The sequence below is a fragment of the Methanobacterium sp. genome (genome assembly GCA_030017655.1).
GTDB lineage: Archaea > Methanobacteriota > Methanobacteria > Methanobacteriales > Methanobacteriaceae > Methanobacterium_D.
Genome location: JASEIM010000017.1, coordinates 1 through 23,951, shown reverse-complemented (window position 1 = coordinate 23,951; position 23,951 = coordinate 1). Strand labels below are relative to the sequence as shown.

Genomic DNA, 23,951 nt, shown 5'->3' with positions numbered 1-23,951 from the left:
AATGCGAACCAGTTAAAAAACCAGTTTGCCCACCAAAATGCGAACCAGTTAAAAAACCAGTTTGCCCACCAAAATGCGAACCAGTTAAAAAACCCGAACCTGTCTGCAAACCTAAATGCTGCCCAGCATAAATACTTTGCACAGGTTAATGGTTAGATATTTCAGGAAATGGAGCAAAATAAGGATAATTACGTCTTTATTTCGTTAAGTTTTGATCAATGTAATTATCTTTATTATTTTTTCTTTTTTAGGAATAATTTATAAAGATTATCTTAATATATGCTTGGAACCTGTTTACAAGGCATGCAGTGAGTTATGCTTGTATGAACAGATGACATATTCTTCTTTTTCCACTTTAACAGAGTAATTAGCTAATTCTCTTTTATCACCAGTTTCAGTACGTATTAAATTTACCAGAATCTGGTCATCTTTAATTATAAGCTGATTATGTGATGGATAGGTATGTCCACGTAATTTTTTTGTTGTTGCAGTCCCTGAATTTAATGTAACCATTTTTTCTATCATCCAGACATTCGGAACATGTTTATGTCCATTTAATACAAAATCAACTCCATATTCGCTGAACGTTCTTAATAAATCTCCTGAATCAAGTAAGATATTTCTTTCCCTTCCAGTTTGGGGTATGGGGAGTAAATGATGATGAAAGGTGACTATTTTACATAAATCATCAGGTATTTTATCTAATTCTGTTCTTAGCCAATCTAATTGATCTACTCCAATCTGCCCGTCATTTATATCAGGTTCTGAGGAATCCAGTCCAAGAATGGCAAATCCTGCATTTTTATCCAGATGTGTAAATTTTCTATTTCCAACCAGTTTTTCAAAGTGAAGCAATCCAACATTCCGGGCATCATGGTTCCCGGGAATTGTATAAGTATCTGTTATTGTTTTAAGTTCATCCACAAAAGCAGCTGCATCATCATATTCATGGGCATATCCATTTGTGGTTAAATCTCCTGCAACAATGATAAGATCGGGATTTTCATCTTCCAGTTGTTTCAATAAATTGTTTTTTAAGTCATGGGAGAAATTTTTCTCACCAAAATGTACATCAGATAGCTGTGATATTTTCTTTTCCATAGATTGTCACCTAAAATAATTAAGATTAAAATTAGATTTAAAAATGGATTATTTAAACTTTTGTTTTTATGGAATTGTTCTTTATATTTTAAAAAGTAGTTTTATAAGCCCCAGGGGGGATTCGAACCCCCGACCTATGCCTTACCAAGGCATCGCTCTACCGCCTAAGCCACTAGGGCAAATTGAGATTTATTTTGAAATTTGGGTTTCTTTCGATAATTCTATTGGGTAATTAAAATAAGGTTTCTATTGTCCCTTTATTTTAGAACTCGAATTTTATTTTTGTTTAAACTTTTTTCCAAAAAGCCCTCAAAAAACATGGTTTTTGGGGCACCAAAAATTCATAGAATTTTTGAGTGTTTAAGTGCAGGGGATGGGATTCGAACCCACGAAGGCCTACGCCAGAGGATCTTAAGTCCACCCCCTTTGGCCGCTCGGGCACCCCTGCATAACATAAAAGTTATTTGATCTAATATATTAAGTTAACGGTTTAGCTATGAATCTTTTTTTGAATTCATAAAATTTAATTTAACAATCATATGGATACTCATTAAATTATATAAACACTTAGATTACTCTATATTTAATATTTAAGTTTTTAAATAAGAAAGGATATATAATTTTACTGTGTTGTTTTATTATTATCCTGCAGAAATCTTAAATATTTCCATTCATATGGGTGAGAAGTAATGAAATTTGATATTGAAAAGTGTGGATATTGTGGTGCATGTATCAGTGTTTGCCCTAATGGCTCTTTAGAACTTACTGAAAACAAAATCATCATAGAAGATAACAAATGCGATGATTGTGGAAAATGTTCAATAATATGTCCTCTTGGTGCCTTTGGCGGAGGTTGAAAGAAATGTATAATTTCATGAAAATTCGAAATCAGAGATTTGAATGCTTGCAAAAACTTTTAGTTTTTGCAGCCGAGAAAGGAGTTTCTAATGATTACAAACGTAATTTCGTAACCGGAAAAATCGAAGATTTTTGGAGGTAATGGAATGAAATACGATGTAATTGTAGTTGGAGGGCGCGTTGGAGGTTCTGTGTCATCGCTTTTTGCATCTAAAAATGATTTGGACGTATTGATGATTGAAAAACGCCCTGAAATTGGAGTTCCACTTCAATGTGCAGAAGCCACAAGCGAAGTTACTTTTCAGACTCTTGGTCTTGAACCCTCAAACAGATATATATGCTCTGAAATATATGGCGCTGAACTTTATTCTCCTGACGGCACTCATTTTCGCATGCACCCCCAGGATGATGAAATGGGATATATTTTAGATAGAAAAGTATTTGATAAAAGTCTTGCAATAGAATCTGCAAAAGCTGGAACAGATATCATGGTTAAAACCACAGTAAAAGACCTTATTATTAAAGATGGAAAAGTTAAAGGCGTTGTTGCAAGGCATCTTGGTGAAACCATGGAAATTGAAGCTGATTTAGTTATAGCTGCAGATGGAATAGAATCAAATGTAGCACGAATGGCTGGATTGAATTTCCGTTATGGTATAAACGACATGTGCTCGTGTGTTCAGTATAAAATGGTTGGCATTGACATAGATCCAGGTTATATGCAGTTTTATTTTGGTAATGAAGTTGCTCCCGGAGGATATGTCTGGATTTTTCCCAGTGAAAATGGCGTGACAAATGTTGGAATTGGTGTTAGGAGCTCTAAAGAGACTGCATATGAATATCTAAACAGATTCACTTCAAATCTTGGAGGTACGCCTGTTGAACTTAATATTGGTGGCGTACCGGTGTCTGGCCCTGTTGAAAAAACATATGCTGACGGATTGCTTGTTGTGGGGGATGCTGCAGGTCATGTAGATCCTATAACCGGTGGTGGAATCCATTTAGCGGCTTCATGTGGAAAAATAGCGGGTGAAGTAGCTGGAGAAGCTATAAAGAGTAAGAATACATCTGCAAAGTTCTTAAAAAGATATGAAGAACTGTGGAAAGCAGAAATCGGCGACTTAATTAAAAGATCACTTAAGTATAGGAAAGTCCTCGATAAACTCAATGATAAAGAATTAAATGCCCTTGCCAAGTTCATGAAAGGAAGAGATCTCAGTTCAGTTACAGGAAGATCACTATTGGGGCTTGTAAAAGAGTCTCCAAGTCTTGTTAGACATTTAAAAGACGTATTATAGATTATATAAATCGAAATATTTTATAAGATTATACATAAATGAATATATTATATCCGTTTATTATTTTTTGATGGCATATAACATAAATATTAATAATTAGGAGTAGTCTACATTCCAGCTCTTCTAAGAGAACCATGATTGTGGCATTTAGATTGGATGTGATGCTTATAGTCTGTAGTTTTCAGGGAAAAAGAACATTTCATTGAATATATGATTATAATAATTAACAGATTACAATAAATATTTACACATATGTGAATAATCCTAAATGTGAATAATATCAAAAAATTGGAGGAATTTTCATTAACGATAAAATTGAAATTTCAACCTACAAACATAAAAAACTCTATTTTGCAGTCGCTGTTAAAAATAATAAAATTATAAAAACTATTTTGCCTAAATCTAATGAAGAAGAGGCTATAACTGAAATTTCAAAGGATTATTCCTTTTTTGAATTATCTAATAAACATCAAAATCTTGCGAAAGACGTTTGTAGGGCCTATTGTGGCGAAAACATTTCATTTCAGAATAAATTCCTCAATCATGAGTTAAAAGGTAGCTTTCAAAAAGATGTTCTTCATGAAGTTACAGAAATTCCTTATGGAGAAGTTAAAACATATAAGCAGATTGCAGAAGCAATTAATTCAAAAGCTTACAGGGCAGTTGGGACTGCAATAGGTAGAAATCCACTTCCAATAATAATTCCATGCCATAGAGTTATAAAATCTGATTTAAAGGTTGGAGGATTCTTCGGCGGTACAGAAATGAAAAAAGAAATATTGGAAAATGAAGGAATCTGTATTGAAAACGATAAAGTAGTTCTTAAAAAATAAAAAAGGAGATAAGTTCAATTAGAACTTACCCTGGGATGCCTTAAGAGTCAACCTTTTAGAAAAAGGTTGATCAAAAATTTTTTTTTCCAGTTATTTCAACATAAATATCTAATTAGAACTTACCCTGGGATGCTTTCAGTGTTTCGCTTAAAATTTCAGCAAATGAAATGTCTTTTTTCAGTTCTTCAAGTTCTTTAATTGAGAATACTTTTAAAACGTTGTCTTTACATGCTTCAACACATGCAGGTAGAATTCCATCGGTTTCCATGCACAGGGTGCATTTCTGCGCTGATTTTTTGTCTTCGTCAATTGCTATTATTCCTATGGGGCATGCAATCAGACAGAGTCTGCAGAGAATACATGCATCTTCATTAACCTTAAGTGAGCCGTTCTCCTCCTGTATTGCTCCTGTTGGGCATATTCGGGCACATGGAGCTTTATCTGGGTGGCATTGCAGGCAAAAAATTGGAATAGAACTGCTTTTTTTTGCCCTTGCAGTTCCATGTTCTTTTTCACATGCGCTGATGCAGTCTTTGCATTCTGAACACATTCTCGGGTCTATTACCATCAATGTTTTCATAGTTTATCCCTTCTTATAGTTTTAGAGTTATACTTTTTCTTTAAGGAAATCTGCAAGTGCTGATGAATCTCTGGGCCCTACGACAACTTCCCATCCACTATCATCTTCAATTTCACCACTTACAGGAGCTCCGAGACCTGGAATTACCATTTTTCTGGTTTTTACTTTATCTTCAATACCGGTCTCTTTTATTAAGTCTGCTACAGCTTTTCCATTAAACTGACTACCTGCAACTGATACATCCACGGCTCTTCCTTCTGTATCAAGCACAAGAAGGTAGCAATTTGCTTTTCCGGATTTTAAATCTCCTTCAACAGTATAGTATGTAAGAGCAAAGTTTGTGGTTAGAGCAACTGGTGAATCTTCATTCACTTCACCAAACTCGTATACTCCTGCATCTACTGCTTGAGGTTTCCTTGGATCAGTGTATAAGCTTTGTCTAAGTGTTAAGACAGGAATTAGTTCCCATATTTCGGTTCCGTGGATAATCATCATATCAGCATACTTATTTATTAGTGTTGCTGCTATTGTGGCCTCTTTAATCGCTGTATTAATTTCATCTTCTTCACTGTTGAGCCATGTGAGTGCTGGAACTCCTAAGATTGGGAATCTGAAATCTTCATCCCTTTCTTCCACAGCAAGTCTTCTTATCATGATAAAATCATCTAAAGTATCTCCAATTCCAGCATCTACATATGTACCTGGATCAAGAATAATGTCGTTAACTCCTTTAGTCCTTAATGTCCTTGAAAGTTCTTTCATTTTTTCAAGGTCGTTTGGAACAAAGAGTGCAATTGGACAGTCGTATTCAAGTGCTAATGATGCCATCTGTTCTATGTTATTTTCAGTTGCACCATAAATTAAAGGGCGTTCATCCCCTACAACTTCTAAAGCTGCCTTCATGGCATCAGCATCAAAAGAACATAATACAAGAGCTAAACTGGAATTTTTAAGTTTTGCAGCTGCTTCTTTGAATTTTGAAGCATCTCCAGATTTGTTTCTAAGTGCTATGGCATCAAGTGTTAGCAGTTCTCCTGTTCTTTCAAATTGAGTATCTTCAATCTTTTTAACCCTCTCTTCAAAAGCAGCATCATCCATATCATCACTTATATCAATTACAAGAGGTGTTTGATTGTAATAAGTTAATTCATACCGGTAAAGAACTTCATCTCCACCTACAAGTATGGCTTTATCACCTTTACCAATTGTTATTTCCTTTACAGCAGGGGCAAGTAAATCTACAAGCTTATCCATTTCATCTGCTGCAAGCTGTGTACATAATTCAAGATCTGTTTCCTTTTCTGAGAGTTTGGTGGCAAAGGCCATACATGATGCCTCTCCACATTTTGCACAGTTTGTTTTTGGAAGTAATCTGTAAACATCCATTGCAGTAACGGCCATTTTTTAACCTCCTATTATTCAAGTTGTGTGACCCAGTTTGAGATATCAGGAACTTCTGTGGTCATATATTCTTTTGTAAATGTCTCTCCAATTTCTCTTAGCATTTTTACTGACTGTGGATGCAGCATCATGAAAATATCAACACCACAGAGCATCATTGTTAATCCGGTTACAATTTCCCAGATTGGACCTCTGTAATCTGTAGGTCCCCATTCATCTTTTTTCATCCATGCTTCACGAGAACCCCATGCATTGGTTGTTCCTGAAGACATCGGCATCTGTAAATCTGAATCTCCCTTAAGTGCAGCAAGTCTTGTTCTGGTTATAACGTCAATTGAAAATTCAATTCCGTAACCAAGTGCACAGGTTGTAGGATCCATTACTATGTCATTTTGAGTTAATCCTTCCTTCATAAGGTACTTGTTAAGAGTTTTCTGCATGTTTATATCGGTAATTGCCCATGAAAGAACGGCATGATTATAGTCTACTGCAGCTTTTGCTACTTTTCTGTAGTCAAGGTCAAGGTTTGCTGATGCAAGAAGACATCTTTCATCTTCTGCAGCAGCTGCGGCTGCTTCGAGTACTACGGGGTCTTTTTGAGGGTCTCCTGAACCTCCTATTACTAATGGTACATCTACAGCCTGTAGAACTTCTTCTATATCTGCTGCGGCCTGTTGAGGAGTTTTATCCATGACCTTTGGGCCAGTTCCAATAAGGTGGATTGTTACCATGTTAGCACCGAAGTCTTTCACAGCCTTTTTAGCCCAATCCCCGGGATGTTCCATTACATCTTCAAAGTGTTCTCGAATTGGCCTTGGTAGTCCTGGCATTGGAATATCGAAAACATCGAAGGTTACAACGGGGGGATTTGGTTGCGGCTCTTCAAACCTGTATAGAGCTTTTTGTCCTCCTAAAAATACTGGCTTTCTTGTTCCAGCACCAAGCTGAACTTCTGCTACCTCACCAGGGTAGTCATGAATCGGTGGTTTGAATTCCCCTGCCAGTATGGCTTCTCTAACAATCTCAGCCTGTTGAGCTTGCTTTTGAGCAGTTTGAACAACTTGCTGGATTGCAGGCATTATATTGAGTTCAAGTTCTTCAAAGTCCATCCTGAACTCATTTAATTCTATGGTATCTGTATTTTCAAGCAGTTTAAGAAGTTGTGTCATTTTATCCATAAACCCACATCCTTTTAAATCTATTTTAAGTTTAAATTTTTGATAATTTTAGATATAGCAGTATTTGCATTGGACTCATCCGGAAGATTAATCAATGGGTTTCCCTCTAAGTCGTACTCAGAAACAATTTCATCTTCATATATTGTTCCAATGACATTTAATCCAGTTTCATTTACTTTTTTAAGTACTTCATCCTCTTTCCCTGGTTTAACGCGATTAACGATAAGGTGAATTTCTTTAAAGCTTATATCAAGTTCATTAGATAGTTCACCAATTCTTTGTGCAGTTAAAATACCTCTCTTTGATGTGTCTGTCACTACAAGCATTATATCAACATTCTGGGTTGTTCTCCTGCTTAAATGTTCAAGACCTGCTTCTGTATCAATCACTATAATGTCATAATTTGATGAGAGGGTTTCAATAATCTTTCGAAGCATATTATTTACAGCACAGTAGCATCCACTTCCCTCAGGTCTCCCCATTACAAGAAGATCAAATTCAGGGGTTTCCATTACAGATTCCATGATTTTATAATCAAGTATATCCCATTTATTTGCCCCTGATGGAATTTTACCTGCTGCAGTGTCTTTTTTGAGTTCTTCTCTGACATCACCGACTGTACGCTCTACATCTATTCCGAGTGCTTCTGGCAGGTTAGAGTCAGGGTCTGCATCTATTGCCAGTATGTCCCTGCCGTTGCCTACTAAAGATTTGATTAAAAGAGAGGATACAAGCGTTTTACCTGTTCCTCCTTTTCCGCTTACTGCTATTATCACTAATGTACCCCAATTGTTCTATTTTCTTTTGATTATTACCTTTTCAGCATAGACTTTTGCATTTTTTAGAATTATTTTTACTCCGCCGCCTGCAGGCATTGAAAGTTCTGGCGCATAAGCAACTTGAGTCATAGGGGCAGTTCCCATCTCGGGTTCTTCTGAAATTTCTTCCTCTATTTCAGGCTCTTCAACGGACTCTTTTGCTTGTTTTAATCTTTCCATTATGGGGTGTTCTGCTTCTCTTAAGAACTTTCTGATTTCTTTAATGCTCCCTGCATCTTCTTCTGTTGGAATTTTTTCAATTACATCTTCTGGAATGAAGTCAGTAAGAGAATCTTTAATTTCCTTAGGCAACCAGATTACTCTTTCATACCCGCCATCTGCCTGTAAGAACTTAGGAGATCGCATATATTCCATACTGAGTCCTGTAAATCCTTCTACTTGCTTTCCACCAGAGCATTGTCCTGCCATGGCTGAAAATGGTATTCCAAGCGGAGTTTCTCCTCTGAAATCACGATCTACAATTCCAATTCCATCAAGTTCTGGAATATAAAATGCCACAGCTTCAAAACATCCACATGAAGTGTGTGGATATTCAAATACACTGTGTAAGTATACTCTATCTGTAACTCCCTGTGATTTTTCAGATACCATAGCATTTACGTCGCTGTATTCACCTTTAACATCATCCAGTACTTCACCTTTTGTTACTTCAAATATTGGGCCGTCAGGATCCATTTTAGCTGCTGCTCTGCAGTCAAACCAGTTTATAGCTCCACAAAGAGCTGTTCTATCTGGTGTGACAACACAAACATGGCTTGGTGCAAATGACTGGCACATTACACAGCCGTAGAATACATCAACATCTTCATCGCTTAATTCTCTGGCTCTTGCATCACGAACTTCATATGTTGCTCTTGCTGTTTCAAGGAAGGATTCTACTTCGCTTTCTTCTGTAAATATGGTTACAGATATCTTCTCTATTATGGGGAATTCTTCTTTAAGAAGAATAGAAAGCGCCTGGGCAAGGTGTTCAAGTTTAAAACCAGCTTCAACCGCTTCTTTACTTACACGGCACCATATCTGGTCTCTCTGGTTTAGGTGCATGAATCCCTTTACATAGTTACAGAGTTCGTGTATTCTTCGCTCTATAACTCCTTCAAGCTCTTTTTCCAGTTTTTCTCCCTGAATTTTTACTGATATTCCCAAAGGATAGATTTCTCCTTCGGTCATTTCGGATAGTTCTGGCCCTAATACTTCTAATGCTCCATCTTCAACATCTTCTGCTACTTGAACGAGTTCTGCACCGGAAGATTTTGGACCTGCAAGTTCAACAAACATGTTCGCTGATCTTATACGTTCTCCTTCATACATTGGACTAACATCGACAGGTATATCCTCAAACATTAAATTTCCTCCATGATTATGATTTTCATTATTTTTAAAATAAAAAAGCTTATTCAGCTAATTTTTCAAGATACTTGATCCATTCCTCATCTTTCATGTTAGGGAATGATGCATCTGCATTTGAATGGAAAAATTTGCAAATAGTAAGGGTTTTTAAATGAGGTGCAAAGTGTTTTAAGGTTGAGAGCCCCTGTGAACCCACATAATATATTACACCTATGAAAACGACTAAATCGTGCTGCCCTTCATCATTTATTCCTTTCCATTCTGGATCTTTAAGAAGATTTACAATTTCAACTACTCCATAAGGCTTACTTGAAATCCCTGCTTCATTTAGAGATTTAAATGCATCTCCGGTGCTTACAATTGGAATATTCCATTTTTCTGCAATTTTAGTAGCAAGCGCCTGTACAGGGCTGTCATTTATAAGAGGCCCTATTATCATTAAGGGTCTTTTTGCTTTTTGAAGCATCATTTGTGCAGTTTCTGGAGTTACAAGTAGTGCCTGTTTGGGTCCAGCTATAACTGTTGGTTGCCATGGGATTACTCTTTCATTCATTTAATCACCACTCATTTTCCCTCTGTTTTTTCCCTAAAGTTCATTGTGGATGGTTCCTGTGGAAGAGCCCTTGGTTCCCATCCTCTTTCTTCCAGCATTTCCATAACCTCTTTTTTATAGGTTATAGGGATATCCTTCTCATTCCTTACAAATTTATAAATATCTTCGGGTAATGTGCCGAAATATTTCTTATGTAGGTCTAAATAATGGTTTAATTTAATTTGCCTTCCTTTCTGGGTGTCGTTTGGTCTTATACATAATTTTGCAATCATTACTGTTGCTTCTTCACGGTTTTCGGCAGCATAAAGGAGATGTTCTGGGGCCGGTTCTCCGTTAACGACTTCTCCAGTACGAAGGTCATTCAGTTCCCATTTTTCTGGCTTATCTGTTCTTCCCAGGAATAATCTTCTGTATTTAGTTCCATGTGGACCTACAACGACTGGTATTCCCCATCGGTTAACACCTGTTGCAATTGCTGCAGCTTTTTGGGAATAGGCTCCCCATGCCACGCCACATGCCCCAACTCTGTTTAAAATATAATCTGCTATTTCTTCGAAGTTTCCTTCAAGAGGCTTTTTAGCGAAGATATTCGCGATTTTAATACATGCTCCAGGTATATGGGCATTTGAAACGCATGAACCTACGTTTACAAGACCTTTAGCGTCGAAATCTCCACTATATCTTTCATAAAGTGTTTTTCCTTCTTCGTCGCGATATTCTCCCACGGTCATGGCTCCGCATCCACTGGTTACCACGATATAATTCCTTTCAAGGAACTCTTCAGCCATTTTAGCAACATCTTCTCCACCTTCAGGATAGTTTGTACATCCAACAAAGGCTATAACACCAGGTATGTCTCCTAAAACAATTGGTGCACCCACTTTTCTAATTTCAACATCCTGAACTGGCCCTCTTCCTGCTCTAACATTGAATTTTTCGTCTTTTACGTAATATTCGCCCACTTTAGTCAGCATAGATATTAAAGGAAGGTCTCTTTCACATTCCTGTTCACATCTGCCACATGTGTAACAAACATCGTTTTCGTATAATTCTATGAATTTAGAAAAGTCACCTTCAGCCGCTCCAGTCACGGCTTCCATCATCGGCTGGCTGTTTGGACATACACGTACACACCACCCACATTCAGTACATTCTTTGGCCATTTCAGTAATTTCATCAAGGTCTGGTAGTAATTTAAGAGCTTCACGGTCTTTTGCTATTTGCATTGCAACTCGTGTGGCTACTTCTCCGACTTTATCAGGATCAAGGATTAAAGCTCCTTCAATTTCCTCATTGACCAGTTGTTTCACGATTTTATCTGCATCCTCATCTGTCAGGTCTGGAAGACCGAGACATATTTTATCTGTTGTTGCAATTACAGCAGCTTTGTTCTTTCTGGCTTCTTCAAGAACATCTGTCCTTACACACTGCTCATCAACAACAACAACATCGGCAACTCCGCTTCTTACGAATTTGAGTTGTTTTGATATGGGTCCAACGACTTTTGCATTTTTATTGTATCGAGTTATGTCTAAAGCTGCACAGCAGATTCCACAAACTTCAACTTCATCTTCAAGATCTTTATCTTCAAGATAATCAATAATCCCTGCTCCGGGAGCTACATTGTGACCTATACAAAGTACTACGGGTTTTTCCCGGTCTATTGTACCAAGCCCAAGTTCCACTAAAGGTGCATCTTCACCTTTTGGCATATTTAAGGCAGCAATTTGTGCAAGATCTCCAATTTCTTTCCCTAAATTATCCATTAATCCTGCATGAAGTGCTTTTGACTCGAAGTCTACGCTACTTCCTTCCTGTCCTGTATGACACGCTGATAATAGATGGACCATCTGTTCTTCTAAATAATCAAGAGCGTTTCTTAAATCACCTAATGTTTTGGGTTTTTTGCCGAGAAGTACTCTCATGATAGGGGCTTCAATATCTATGTTCATTCCCAAGTCTAATGGGAAGTCTTTGCCTTTTTTTTCTATTAAATAGTCTAATAAGTGCCTTGCGTGTCCTGAATGGGCTGCTGAGCCAATACAACATGCTAAAAGTACAATTCTTGCTTGCTGTGCCTCTATATCAATTCCGCAAGCTCCTTTTTTACCTCCTGTTAAATCACATTTTCCATATGTACAAAGACAGCACATATCACAGAAAGGTGCATAAAATGGTTCATATCGTTCTAATAATTTCATATCCCATGATCTTAGATCAGTTACATTGGGTTTTGGAGTTGGCCCCATTGTCTCAGGAGCTTCTTCTCTTTGTTCCGTTTCAACTATATCGCCGATTGAGATGTTTATTTTTTTTGATTTCCAGAAATCATCCTTGAATTCTTTGGGTTTAGGTCTGTGTGCCACAGTTATCACCAATTATTAATGATTTATAATGATATTTTAAATGTCTATATTTAGTTATATAAACTTTATTATTAGAATTCAAAAAAACCAGTATTTGTAATAATTGAACTTAATTTCTAATGCAGAATTTATATATCTATTTTTTAAAGACTTATCTAATGGCTATTTTATTTATTATAATGTAATATTTTTTTTAAATATTGAACTTGTTTTAGATTAATTATTACTATTCTGGTGTTTTTAATCACAATAGTAATAATAAGATTGAAATAGAAAGTATTATATATAAAGAAGGATAATCTGTTGTTTGTAATGGCAAAGAGGTCTAAAAATCCCCAAAATCGAAGATGTTGATGGATTTTTCGGTCATGCAAAAAACAAGGTTTTTGCAAGAATCGATTAGGTATTACTAAAGGCAAAAAATCCCCTGTTTAAGTATTAATCAGTATCTTGCAAAATTTAAGTATTGATAATTCAATAATCATTGAGATTTCCATAATCATTGAGATTGATGCCAGAAATCTTTGATTTCCAAGTCTTTGCCATTTTTCCTCCTTTATTCAAAAACAGAGGAATCTAAAATTAAAAACCATTAAAAACCCTCATTAATTAAAGAAAAAGTATAGGGCATTTATTCATATTCGTTCAAGCATCTTAAATGCCCTATAAACCTTTGGAGGAATAAAAGTGGAAAATGAAATTTTAGTTGAATATAAAGTTATTGAAAAACTTATAAACTTAAATACCGATCTTGCAGGTAAAGGTTCATGTGTAGCATGGACAACATTTCCATATAATTCGGTTAATTTAAAAGTTGTAGAGAATGCTATTAAAAAACTCAAATGGGATCAGGCAGAATACAATTTAAACTATGATGAAAACTTTATTTTTGTTGAAAAAGACTTATTATAGTTAGATGAACATCTTTATTAGTATTATTGTTTTTAATGTATTTTTTTATATTATTTGATGATTTAGTAATAATACCAGTATTAATTTTTGATTATTATTTTGAAAAAATAATTCAGTATATACGACATTTAATTTTATTTAATTCTTTTAAAATTGAATATTTTTAGAAAAAAACCGCTAATAATTATGCAAATATCTATATAAACCAAATATATACAATTTATTTTAAAATTTGTATTTTATTATTTCCTTTAATAATCATTGTTAATTAATAACATTTAATTTTTACTTGGACTTATTGTAATGATCTTAAATCGATTTTATTAAAAAATTGAAGATATTCAATTAGGTAGTAATAATTTTAATCTTTTTTTATTACTAAAACGACAGTTTTGGACTTTAATGTAATAATAAAAGGGTAATAAATAGTATTAAATATCACCTACTTTTAAAGTCTTTTTACTAATAAAAAAGGAGGTGATAAGTATTAAAAATCAAGGAATCAAAAAGCATATGGTATTACTGGTGTTTGCAGTTCTTTTTACGCTGTGTATTTGTGGAACAGTAGCGGCTGACGACTTATCAACAACGGGAGGTAATGATACTAATTTGAATCAATCAACTTCTGGAAATAATCAGCTTGTAGATCCCATAATTGGTGTGAAAGTGAATTATGAGTACTCTGATGATGTTATTAATCCTGAAATAAAGGTTAAAGACAGTAATGGTGTGAATATTAATTTCACCAAGACTTTTAATCAGACTTTTCAGGGTTACGTGGTGAGTTTCGATTATCCTGGAGCTGTTAACGGCACTAAGTTCAATATAACAGTTTCTGCACCAGGTTATACCACTCAAAGTCAGATGATTGAAGTGTTTTTAAATGCTTTGGATGCTAGTGACACCAACCTTTATGGTAGTGCAACATTCAACATGAAAGCTACAGCTGCCTACAAACTAGGCCGAGAAGTCACCAAAAAAGCAGACCAACTATTAAACTTCTCAACAGCTGACGATGTTTTATGCATAACCACAGCTGGTTTAGCATACTTGAACGGTACTACTACTGAAGACTGTTTAGAAGGTATTTTGAACGGTTCGCATGGTGAAATAAGTTATGGTCAGGGCAACCTGTTAACATTCCAATCAACACGAACAGATCCTTTGGATTTCTGTTTCGTAGTCAGAAATGGGAGTTTATTGACTGCAGCTTTCTTCAAGAACGGTTCATTGACACCATCTTATGTTGGTACTTTTTCTGCAATAGATCAAACATTATGGAACAACGTAATAAAACCTAAATTCGGTGATAATGCATTTGGCTATGTTAGTCTAGCTAATGCCTGGAAAGATGGACTCTCTACTGACATCTTGAGACAGGCCGCCTACCATGGCCACGTTTGTCTGGGAACAATCAGTGGACAAGCAATGATAGATCTTCTACTCAAATATTATCCACCAGGAGTTTATGGAGATAGTGGAAATCTAGAAGCAACAAGTTACAGGTCAATTAGTGTGCCGGGTAATTCAGATGACGATGCATTTGGTTATTCTCTGGATTTAACAACTGGAAAACGTTCTTGGGTAGGTTATAATACTGCAGAAGACAACATGGTTGGATTCATCCGCTGGAATCCCACCAGTAAAAAAGGAACCCTCATAATAATGAGATTCAACGAAACCGCAATCCTGCAAAAATATAAACAACTAACAGGCTTAAATGCATATTCGGGGATAGCTGGTGAATTAGCTTTTAATAAATGGTTAATTGGCAAATTAGAAAACGATCCCGACTCTCTAGTTGAGATACTGTATGTTTTTGACAATATAACCGAAGAAGTTCACAACAACCTAACTGGAGGAGTAGACTCTAAAAATGTTGTTTGCGATGCTCTTGGACTGGACATGGACTACATACTGGGTCTCAACATGACCAACATTGCAGATCAGAGGGTTGCCACCAACTACACAACTGGAAACCTAACTCAAGACCAGATCAAAGAAATAGGAACTAAAGCAGTAGAAGAAGCCATTAAACAATTTGAAGCAGGAGGAATTAATTTAATGGACTATAAAGATAGTTCTAAGCTCACAGTGTTCACATCTGCTGGTTATGTGCGTGTAAATGGACAGGTAATGGACATGACCATGGATGGTATCTACCAGATGTTAGGATCCAGACTTAGTAGAGCAACATTACTGCCAGTGCACAATGCCAGATATAATCCATTATACTTCCAATTCAGTCTTGAAAATCCTAATGGTACTGTGACCAGTAAAACCATTTACTACGACCCATTATCAGGAAATCTGACAGCGAAAAACGAATCTGCATGCATCATAGACCAAGTAATTCTGTACGACCCACCATACGACGCTTTAATGGCATGGTTATGGCATAACCATGTTTGTGGTGGTAGTTCACCAGGATACTTGATTACCAACTACATCTACGAGAATTTCCCAATTGGAGAAAATGAAAGTTACGCAATAATAGGTAATTCAATTAGCTGCAGAGATGACATCTATTCCTATCTATTAGGTATTTCTCCGGGTGCAGGAACCTACTTCAGTCAACGAATGACCAGTAACACAACTGGTAGTGATATTATGATTCTCAGTGTCTACGATAAAGAGACCAAAACTAGAAGAGTAGTTATCATTAACTGGAAAAACCCGACTTTCCAAGGAACTTACAACTCTTATGAAGAATACATACGATTGTATTGGGGAGATTTTTCATCCCCTAATCTGAAATCTCCCCCACAGATATCCTTAACAGCAGATACATGGGTAACTGAAGAAGAATGGGCTAGAATAATAGCTGGAGGTAATGGGTCTCTCAATGCTTTGGAATATATTAAGGGATTACCTATCCGTACCAAGGAAGATCTTATACGTCTACAGGGAGGTTCTCAAAATGGAAATCAAAATGAGACTGCGGTAATACCTGCCCCACAAGGAGTTCAGGGAACTTCTGATAATGGTTCTAGCTTTGCTAATGGTTCTATAGGTGATTCTGGACCTGCTGTTAGTGCAGCTACTATAACAGAAACAACAAGTCAAGTTGCAGGTTCACAACAGGGCAATGCATATGAAGTATCTAAAGCAACTCCTAAATCTGCAGATGATGGAATTAGCACAGCATTAATAATTCTTGGAGCTGTAATTATTGGGGGATTATTAGCGCTTGGATTCTTTAAAAGCAGTATATTCGGGTTCATAAAATAAAAAAAATTTTTTTATTTTTTCTTTTTTTTAAATAATAAGTAATAATTAACTAAAAGAAATAAAAAGTCAAATTAATGATTATCCAAATCACAATACAACGAAATAAGGAGTTAAATTATGAAAAGAGGATTAATATTGATTATATGTACAATTGTGGCACTTTTAACTTTTTGCAGCCTGGTAGCAGCGCATCCTGGTCATGGTGATTATTATCCTGAGGAAATAACAAATAGTACACCTTCTAATCCAACAACAACTCCAAGTACAGGAACCTCAACCAGCAAAACAACTAACGTCCCAAAGAGAAAAACAGTAACAAGTGAAGAATCAAGCCAAAATAAGAATACTGGCAGCCAGAATGTTGATAATCAAGCTGAAAACCAGCCTTATGAAGAAGTTACTAATACAGGTTCTGCTTCAAATTCATCTTCATCCTCAGACTCAGAAAGTTCTTCTTGGGGTATTCTTGGCCCTATTTTAGGTCTTATGGGGGGTTTTGCTGCTGTTGGACTTCTATTCAAAAGTGGTCTTTTAAAATAATTACGAAAACACATTGAATTTAATAATATTTGAAAAAGGGAGGCTTGGATTTTGCATTTACCTGATGGACTTATACCGTTATGGCAATCAGTAATTTACTGGATTTTAACCATTGCCATATTAATAATATACTTGTTTAAGCTTTCTCGAAATGAAGAAACTGAGAAGAGAACAGTTTATACAGCGATTTTTGCTGCAGCAGCAGTAACAGTGTCTTCTATTTCAATACCTTCGCCTTTTGGAGTGCCCATGCATTTTTTTCTCATACCTATTGTAGCTATATTACTCGGGCCTTTAAGCGGTGCTTTTGTGGCTTTTTTATGTCTTATAGTCCAGTTTTTACTTTTAGGATTCGGAGGAATAACCACCATGGGTGCTAATACTCTAACAATTGGTGTAGCGCTTAGTTTTTCAACTTACATATTTTATAAATTAAGTTTTGAACTTAATGAGAGTTTAAGTGTTTTTTCAGGCACTTTAATGGGGATAGTAATTGCTACTTTAACTCAAGTAGTGATATTGGTGGCAGCAGGAGTAGCAACTTTGGAAATGTTAATGGCCACACTGATACCTTTCTATTTGTTTATTGGAGTAATTGAAGGAGTTGCCAATGTTTTCATAGTGTCATTTATTGCCAAAGTAAAACCTGAACTATTAAAACTGAACAAAATTTAAAAGGAGGATAAATAATGAAAATAAAAGCAATTTTTTTACTTATAATCTTACTTGGGATGATAGGGACAGTCAACGCCCATGGAGTACATGTTACACCGGATTCAGCTACAATGATTGTTATTGGAGATAATTCAAGCGGAATAATGGCTAAAAAATTAGTGGATAAAATGGGATTGAATATCACAGTATACAACTTTAAATCAGATGCTGATGTTTCACATGAACTGGAACATGCACTGGAAAATCCTGATAAGAAGATTTTGGCAGTGGCTTACCAAGATACAGTTAATGAATTTTTATCCAAGAACCCGGATGTATCAAACAGAATATTTGTATGTTCTGCTGATGAAAATGACATTAAAAATGGTTTAATTCTTTTAAACACAACAAACTCACAAAATGAAAATGCTGGAGGATTTCTAACCCCCTTTTTAGCAGGAATTTTAGTTGGAACCATAGTTGGGCTTGCTGTTGGAGCTTTCTGGATGAAAAGGAAAATTTCATGAAAATTGGATGATAGGTTTTCCTTTCAATTTATTACTTTTTAATTTATTTTTAAGAATTTTTAGTGGATTTAGTAATAATACTAAGTATTACTTTTGATTAACAATTTAAGGATCAATTAGCGTTATTTATAGCTTTATTTCAATTAATTCGAATATAATTAAACCATTTTTATAAATTTACACAAAAATCGATTAAATTTAATTATAAATAGTATATACGTGATTTAGTTGTAAAAATGCCTTAATCTACCACCCTAAAAATTTAATGTCAGTTAATAACATGTTATATAAATTTTAAACTATTTTAATGATCTAGAATAGCTAGTATTAAAAAATAAGGGCTATTCAAGCGAATATTATTAACTTTAACCCTTTTTTATTACTAAACTGCATAATTTGGCATTAAAAGTAATAATAAAAGAGTAATAAAAAGTATTAAATATCAGTAATTTTTAAAGTCCTTTTATAAACAAAAAGGAGGTGAAAATATTAGAAGACAAGTGATTTTACTAATAATGACATTTGTTTTCGCATTAGCACTGTGTGGAGTAGTTTCAGCAGAAGATACTTTAACTGGAGGTGGTTCATCAAATACAACCATATCAACTCAACAAAGTCAACAAACAGGAAATAATTCATCAAATACAGATTCTGGAACCAATAATTCAACTAATGAACAAACAAATAGCCAAAGTGGGCTTTTTGATCCTAAAGTACTCATCATACACTCTTCAACAAGTTCAAAAATGACCAATGAGGCTGCAAAGAAAGTTATGGACTTGGTTAATCCTAGTCAGCCTGGTTACGATCCAAATGACAAGAATACATGGCTTGCAAAATTTGACGTACGAACTACAACTCAGATTGCTAAAATGAATCCGGACGACCTTAAAAAGCTAATTGAAGATGCAGATATTGTTATTGCTGAATGGCTATTCGATTCAGGTAATTTTAAGAATGTAATTACTAATTATCCTGAGATAGCACATAACAAACCAAATAAAATATTCCTCATTCTAGAAAGTGACCCTGATTTAACAAATAAAAGTGAAATAAACGGAACAAAACTTTTCAGCGGAATAAATAGTACGGTGTTAGGTAACACAAATACTAAAAATACCATACTCTACGACCTAAAAAACGCTAATGAGGCACGATTAAATGGATATAAAGCCACTTATCCACAAATAGCGGCTTGGATAGAATATGGTATGTACTATGCTAAAAAAGGAAATATAAATTATGAAAATCAGTTTAAACTAGCCTTAAAGCATTTTACAGTAATGAATGGGGGAACATGGCCATCTGCATGGGAACCTGCAAACTACACAACTTTACCTGCAGAAATGTTATATCGAGACGGTAAAATATTCTACAGTTTAGCAGAATATCTTGCACAATATCCTATTGATACAAACAAAGGTACAGTAGGAATTGTAGGACTTGACAGCGTTTTACTATCTGGAGATATGGCGCATTTTGAAAGTCTCATCAGCGAACTTGTTTCAAGAGGCTTAAATGTTATTCCTGTTGTAGGGGCTTACTCCGGAACTACGGGAGTTAACGGAACAATACCCAATAATGTCTATTCTGCCATGGTAAAGTTCTTCATATACGATCCCGCAAACCCCAACCGAATAATAAATAACACTGAATATGAAGCTAATCCTAGCCTATTTAAATACAGGATAGATTCATTAGTCAGTTTTACTACATTCACACTTGGATCAGGATTTGTAAACCAAACAGCTAATCTATTTGAGAATATGAATGTCCCTGTATTCAGGGCAATGATTTCTACGAAAAGGGAAGAAGGTGAATGGTTGCTTTCTGATGATGGACTTTTATGGAGTGATACTTACTATCAGATAGCTATTCCAGAGACTCAGGGAATTATTGAACCTATTTTCGTGGCTGCCCCCGCAAAAAGTATTGACAACATCACAGGAGTAGAAATAATAAGCTATACTCCTATAATTGAGCAGATGGATTATCTGGCGGATAGAGTAGCTAACTGGGTAAAACTTAGAAAAATGGCTAATTCAGATAAAAAAATAGCTCTAATTTACTATAATTACCCACCAGGAAAACAGAACATTGGAGCCAGCTATCTTGCTGTGCCTGAAAGTATTATTGAGATACTAAATGGTTTAAAACAGCAAGGATATAATGTAACTGATATTCCTCAAACTGCAGATTTACTCGTAAAGATGATGATTGATAGAGGAATTAACGTTGCGAATTGGGCACCTGGAGAACTGGAAAAACTGGCTAACAATCCACATACGATATTATGGGATGCAGAAGAGTATGAAGAATGGTTTAAAACCTTAGATCCGATAGCTCAAAAGCAAGTGATTGAAGGACCAGTAGGTTTCATTGAAGAAATAGTAAAAGTATCATTAAATTACGTTAAAGACAGTGACAGCGCATATAATGCAACTTTAAACACCATTAACAAATGGACACAGGAAATGAACACTTTAGCAGATACTTATCCAGATAAAGCACAACAAATTAAGACATTAATCACAAATATTAGCAATTCACTTATAGAAGTCGTAGAAAATACCCGTAACAATGCTAATGCAACCAATCCATGGAATAATTTCTATTTTGCAAAAAATGCATTCGTGGCGTTAAGAATTTCAGGATTAACTGGTTGGGGACAATCACCAGGAGATATAATGACTGTTACTAAAAATGGCAGAAAATATATTGTTATACCGGGAATGAAATTCGGAAACGTTTTTATCGGCCCAGAACCACAAAGAGGCTGGGAAGCTGACATTGCAAAATTCTATCACAGCACAATTTTAGCACCACCACATCAATATCTGGCGTGGTATGCATGGGTAAACAACCAGTTTAAAGCTAATGCTCAGATACACCTTGGAAGGCACGCTACATATGAATGGCTTCCAAGAAAACAAGTAGCCTTAGCAGACTTTGATTACTCTAATATTTGCCTCGGCACCACACCTTCAATCTATATCTACATCGTCGATGGTGTTGGTGAAGGTATGCAGTCAAAAAGAAGAGGATTAGCAGTTATTATAGACCATTTAACTCCAACTATGAAAACTACAACACTTTACGGTGGATTCCTGGAACTAAAAGCTCTTCTGGACACTTATGCAACTACTCCTGATTCAAACCCACTAAAACAGGAAACAAGAAATGCTATAAAACAAAAAGTCAAAGAAATGAACCTTGGAAGCGATCTTGAAATCAATAATGTTGACCAGATGACTGAAAATGACATCGAAAAAGTAGAAGACTATCTGGTAACTCTTCAACAAACTTTGATGCCACTAGGATTGCATACCTTTGGTCTTAAATGGAATGACACTGAAATTGCCCTTTTAGCTGCAGCAATGATATCTTCTGATGGAGGAACAACAAATCCCTCTTTACAAAGACTTTTAGCAATGGAAAAAGGTTGGAACTTCGATAATCTGAGTATCAACCAGGCTGAAGAACTAAATAATATCACACAAAACTGGATACTGCAATTATTTACAGGAGAAAAAACTGTTATTGAATTAACATCAAATTCCACAATACAAACTAAATTAATTGAAGCTCTAGGTTATGCTAACAAAATTAATGCAAGTTTCAGTTCAGAAATGAATTCGCTGTTAAATGCACTTTCTGCAGGATTCGTTACACCAGGTACAGCTCATGATCCTATTAGAAATCCAGAAGCTCTTCCAACAGGAAATAATTTCTATGCAACCTCAGAAAATTTAATGCCGACCAAAGTAGCATGGAACCTGGGTAAGAAGCTGGCAGATATGGCTTTAGCTCAGCTGGATAATATTCCAGAAAAAATCGCAGCAGTAGTATGGTGTGTGGAGACAGTAAGAGACGACGGTACTATGGCATCATTTGTTTTGAGGATGATGGGTATAGAACCTACATGGTCTTCAACTGGCAGCGCCAGCAACTTAAAAGCTACTCCTTTAGGTACTCTTTTAGCTGATTTAAATGCTGTTAGAAATGCGAGTGGTAAATCAAACCTTACCAGTAGACCAAGAGTTGATCCGATTGTCACTACAAGTGGTCTATTCAGAGATCTATTCCCAAGACTGTTGATAAATATGGACCGTTCTTATCGGGTTGCCCTTGCGGCATCTTATAATCAGATTATAGAACAGTATCCAAGTCTAAAGCAGTCCCTTGATTACGTTGTAAAAACTCTTGAGGATGCCAAGTATACTAATTTCAAAGGAAATGAGTCAATCAGCACCAATTACATAGCAAAACATTGGGTACAGGATACTCAAACCTATATTTCACAAGGTATGAATCCTAATGATGCTGGAGAAATGGCTATAACTCGCATATTTGCCCCATCAGTCGGTGATTACGGTGCAGGGGTCAATAAAGCTGTGGAACAGTCATGGGAAGTTGAAGACAGGAATCAGTTGGCAGATATTTATCTTAACCGGATGAGTCATGCGTACAGTGAACGAAATTGGGGAGGATCAACTCCTGGTTTATTTAAACACTTATTACAGGGTATTGATACAGCTTACCACAGTAGAAGCACTAACCTTTACGGGGTTCTTGATAACGACGACTACTTCGACTACTTTGGAGGTTTATCATTAGCAATTGAGAAAATGAACAATGGTAAAGCCCCAAAATTGAACGTTGTTTACTATGCTAACAATGGAAATCCTAAAATCATTGATCTTAAAGAATTCATGACCATTGAAATGAGAACACGTTACTTCAACCCTGAATGGATTCAAAGTATGATAGATGAAGGTTACAGTGGTGCCAGAACAGTATCAAACAGATTTGTAAATCACCAGGCAGGTTGGGAACTAACCGCTCCACATATAGTCGAAGATTGGATGTGGAATGAAATAGTAGATGTGTATATAAAAGACAAATACAACTTGGGCACTATGGAATGGTTTAATTCTAAAAATCCATATGCCATGATAAGTATTTCTGGAACTCTGCTCACAATGGCATACGAAGGTTACTGGAAGGCTGATCAGGCTACTTTAAAGCTGGTTGCTAACACATGGTCAAAGATGATAGCTCAAAATGGTGTTGCATGCTGTGACTGCAGCTGCGGGAACCTGGCAATGATACAATGGGCTACTCAGTACATAAATCCAGATATCTTAGCAAAGTTCAACGCACAAATGTACTCTGCAACAATGAATCCATCATTTGCACCAAATCAAGTGAATCCACAAAATCCATCAATTAATCCTTCTGAAGGTTCAGCTTCAGGAAAACAAGTATCAGCAGCAAGCTCCAACAACCCATCAAGCGGCGACAATCAGCAACAATCCAATGCAGGACAAAGTCCTGGTGATCAGGGAGAACAGAAAGCTTATGAAGTTTCTAAATCAGATGCTAATTCAAGTTCTTCCCAGACAGGTATGCCTATTGCAGCCATTGTTGGTGTCGTGCTATTAATTGGTTTAGTAGGTTTTGGATACTTTAGAGCAGACATATTGGGCTTCTTCAGAAAATAAATATTTTCCATTTTTCTTTTTTTTTTAAATGTCTTAAAATTAAGGTTTTGAGTTTTAAAATATTATCATCCGCTTTTAAGATATTGATTTAAATTCGTTCACTATTTCAAAATTAATAACTTATTAAAATTATTTTTTATCAAGTAGGGGAATAAGGGATCTAGTATAAATTTTAGATCCCTTGAATAGACATCTTTTTGGAAAATAAGGAGCCTTATTTTCCAAA

Annotated in this window: 17 protein-coding genes and 2 tRNA genes; 9 read left to right on the top strand and 10 right to left on the bottom strand. The window is 35.7% G+C overall.

What is annotated here, in order from left to right; genetic code table 11:
• Positions 1–294: 294 nt before the first annotated feature.
• From QMD61_08205 to QMD61_08195, 3 genes are all read right to left on the bottom strand, one after another.
• On the bottom strand, positions 295–1,101 hold the full coding sequence (locus QMD61_08205) for a metallophosphoesterase (protein MDI6724613.1): 807 nt from the start codon (positions 1,099–1,101) through the stop codon (positions 295–297).
• Between the two features lie 106 nt (positions 1,102–1,207).
• Positions 1,208–1,280, bottom strand: a tRNA-Thr gene (locus QMD61_08200).
• Between the two features lie 186 nt (positions 1,281–1,466).
• Positions 1,467–1,549: transfer RNA gene (locus QMD61_08195), tRNA-Leu, on the bottom strand.
• A 241-nt stretch (positions 1,550–1,790) separates the two neighbouring features.
• Between QMD61_08195 and QMD61_08190 the strand changes: the two genes are divergently transcribed.
• From QMD61_08190 to QMD61_08180, 3 genes are all read left to right on the top strand, one after another.
• Entirely contained in the window at positions 1,791–1,958 is a 168-nt protein-coding gene (locus tag QMD61_08190; protein MDI6724612.1) for a 4Fe-4S binding protein, read from the top strand.
• A 147-nt stretch (positions 1,959–2,105) separates the two neighbouring features.
• Positions 2,106–3,257, top strand: coding sequence for an NAD(P)/FAD-dependent oxidoreductase (locus QMD61_08185; GenBank protein MDI6724611.1), 1,152 nt, complete (start codon positions 2,106–2,108; stop codon positions 3,255–3,257).
• Positions 3,258–3,649: 392 nt separating this feature from the next.
• Positions 3,650–4,090 carry an MGMT family protein gene (locus tag QMD61_08180; protein MDI6724610.1) on the top strand — a complete coding sequence of 147 codons (441 nt, stop codon included), beginning with the start codon at positions 3,650–3,652 and terminating at the stop codon, positions 4,088–4,090.
• A 112-nt stretch (positions 4,091–4,202) separates the two neighbouring features.
• On the opposite strand, the gene QMD61_08175 is transcribed toward QMD61_08180, so the two are convergent.
• The 7 genes from QMD61_08175 to cdhA are packed head-to-tail and all read right to left on the bottom strand — an operon-like array spanning position 4,203 to position 12,357.
• The gene (locus QMD61_08175; protein ID MDI6724609.1) at positions 4,203–4,670 is read right to left on the bottom strand and encodes a 4Fe-4S dicluster domain-containing protein; all 468 of its coding nucleotides are present in this window, start codon (positions 4,668–4,670) and stop codon (positions 4,203–4,205) included.
• A 27-nt stretch (positions 4,671–4,697) separates the two neighbouring features.
• Positions 4,698–6,071 carry an acetyl-CoA decarbonylase/synthase complex subunit gamma gene (gene acsC / locus QMD61_08170; protein ID MDI6724608.1) on the bottom strand — a complete coding sequence of 458 codons (1,374 nt, stop codon included), beginning with the start codon at positions 6,069–6,071 and terminating at the stop codon, positions 4,698–4,700.
• Positions 6,072–6,085: 14 nt separating this feature from the next.
• A complete protein-coding gene (cdhD, locus tag QMD61_08165; GenBank protein ID MDI6724607.1) occupies positions 6,086–7,249 on the bottom strand; it encodes a CO dehydrogenase/acetyl-CoA synthase subunit delta in 1,164 nt (387 codons plus the stop codon).
• Positions 7,250–7,269: 20 nt separating this feature from the next.
• Positions 7,270–8,025: an AAA family ATPase gene (locus QMD61_08160; GenBank protein MDI6724606.1), complete on the bottom strand. Its 756-nt coding sequence runs from the start codon at positions 8,023–8,025 to the stop codon at positions 7,270–7,272.
• Between the two features lie 18 nt (positions 8,026–8,043).
• On the bottom strand, positions 8,044–9,432 hold the full coding sequence (gene cdhC, locus QMD61_08155) for a CO dehydrogenase/CO-methylating acetyl-CoA synthase complex subunit beta (GenBank protein ID MDI6724605.1): 1,389 nt from the start codon (positions 9,430–9,432) through the stop codon (positions 8,044–8,046).
• A gap of 49 nt (positions 9,433–9,481) precedes the next feature.
• Positions 9,482–9,991, bottom strand: a complete 510-nt coding sequence (cdhB, locus tag QMD61_08150) for a CO dehydrogenase/acetyl-CoA synthase complex subunit epsilon (protein ID MDI6724604.1) — start codon at positions 9,989–9,991, stop codon at positions 9,482–9,484.
• Between the two features lie 11 nt (positions 9,992–10,002).
• Positions 10,003–12,357: a CO dehydrogenase/acetyl-CoA synthase complex subunit alpha gene (cdhA, locus tag QMD61_08145; GenBank protein MDI6724603.1), complete on the bottom strand. Its 2,355-nt coding sequence runs from the start codon at positions 12,355–12,357 to the stop codon at positions 10,003–10,005.
• A gap of 687 nt (positions 12,358–13,044) precedes the next feature.
• Here cdhA and QMD61_08140 point away from each other — a divergent pair.
• The 6 genes from QMD61_08140 to QMD61_08115 all read left to right on the top strand — a co-directional run bounded on the left by QMD61_08140 (position 13,045) and on the right by QMD61_08115 (position 23,725).
• The gene (locus QMD61_08140) at positions 13,045–13,269 is read left to right on the top strand and encodes a hypothetical protein (protein ID MDI6724602.1); all 225 of its coding nucleotides are present in this window, start codon (positions 13,045–13,047) and stop codon (positions 13,267–13,269) included.
• A gap of 513 nt (positions 13,270–13,782) precedes the next feature.
• On the top strand, positions 13,783–16,500 hold the full coding sequence (locus QMD61_08135) for an FmdE family protein (GenBank protein ID MDI6724601.1): 2,718 nt from the start codon (positions 13,783–13,785) through the stop codon (positions 16,498–16,500).
• A 117-nt stretch (positions 16,501–16,617) separates the two neighbouring features.
• Entirely contained in the window at positions 16,618–17,040 is a 423-nt protein-coding gene (locus QMD61_08130) for a hypothetical protein (GenBank protein ID MDI6724600.1), read from the top strand.
• Between the two features lie 51 nt (positions 17,041–17,091).
• Positions 17,092–17,715, top strand: coding sequence for an energy-coupling factor ABC transporter permease (locus QMD61_08125; protein ID MDI6724599.1), 624 nt, complete (start codon positions 17,092–17,094; stop codon positions 17,713–17,715).
• 14 nt (positions 17,716–17,729) lie between these two features.
• Entirely contained in the window at positions 17,730–18,221 is a 492-nt protein-coding gene (locus QMD61_08120) for a hypothetical protein (GenBank protein ID MDI6724598.1), read from the top strand.
• Positions 18,222–18,736: 515 nt separating this feature from the next.
• Entirely contained in the window at positions 18,737–23,725 is a 4,989-nt protein-coding gene (locus QMD61_08115; GenBank protein ID MDI6724597.1) for a cobaltochelatase subunit CobN, read from the top strand.
• Positions 23,726–23,951 lie beyond the last annotated feature (226 nt).

Coding starts and splice junctions, on each gene's coding strand:
- QMD61_08120 (MDI6724598.1), top strand. CDS start 17,730: ATGAAAATAAAAGCAATTTTTTTACTTATAATCTTACTTGGGATGATA.
- cdhC (MDI6724605.1), bottom strand. CDS start 9,432: ATGTTTGAGGATATACCTGTCGATGTTAGTCCAATGTATGAAGGAGAA.
- QMD61_08175 (MDI6724609.1), bottom strand. CDS start 4,670: ATGAAAACATTGATGGTAATAGACCCGAGAATGTGTTCAGAATGCAAA.
- QMD61_08135 (MDI6724601.1), top strand. CDS start 13,783: ATGGTATTACTGGTGTTTGCAGTTCTTTTTACGCTGTGTATTTGTGGA.
- cdhD (MDI6724607.1), bottom strand. CDS start 7,249: ATGGATAAAATGACACAACTTCTTAAACTGCTTGAAAATACAGATACC.
- QMD61_08205 (MDI6724613.1), bottom strand. CDS start 1,101: ATGGAAAAGAAAATATCACAGCTATCTGATGTACATTTTGGTGAGAAA.
- QMD61_08115 (MDI6724597.1), top strand. CDS start 18,737: ATGACATTTGTTTTCGCATTAGCACTGTGTGGAGTAGTTTCAGCAGAA.
- acsC (MDI6724608.1), bottom strand. CDS start 6,071: ATGGCCGTTACTGCAATGGATGTTTACAGATTACTTCCAAAAACAAAC.
- QMD61_08185 (MDI6724611.1), top strand. CDS start 2,106: ATGAAATACGATGTAATTGTAGTTGGAGGGCGCGTTGGAGGTTCTGTG.
- QMD61_08130 (MDI6724600.1), top strand. CDS start 16,618: ATGAAAAGAGGATTAATATTGATTATATGTACAATTGTGGCACTTTTA.
- cdhB (MDI6724604.1), bottom strand. CDS start 9,991: ATGAATGAAAGAGTAATCCCATGGCAACCAACAGTTATAGCTGGACCC.
- QMD61_08190 (MDI6724612.1), top strand. CDS start 1,791: ATGAAATTTGATATTGAAAAGTGTGGATATTGTGGTGCATGTATCAGT.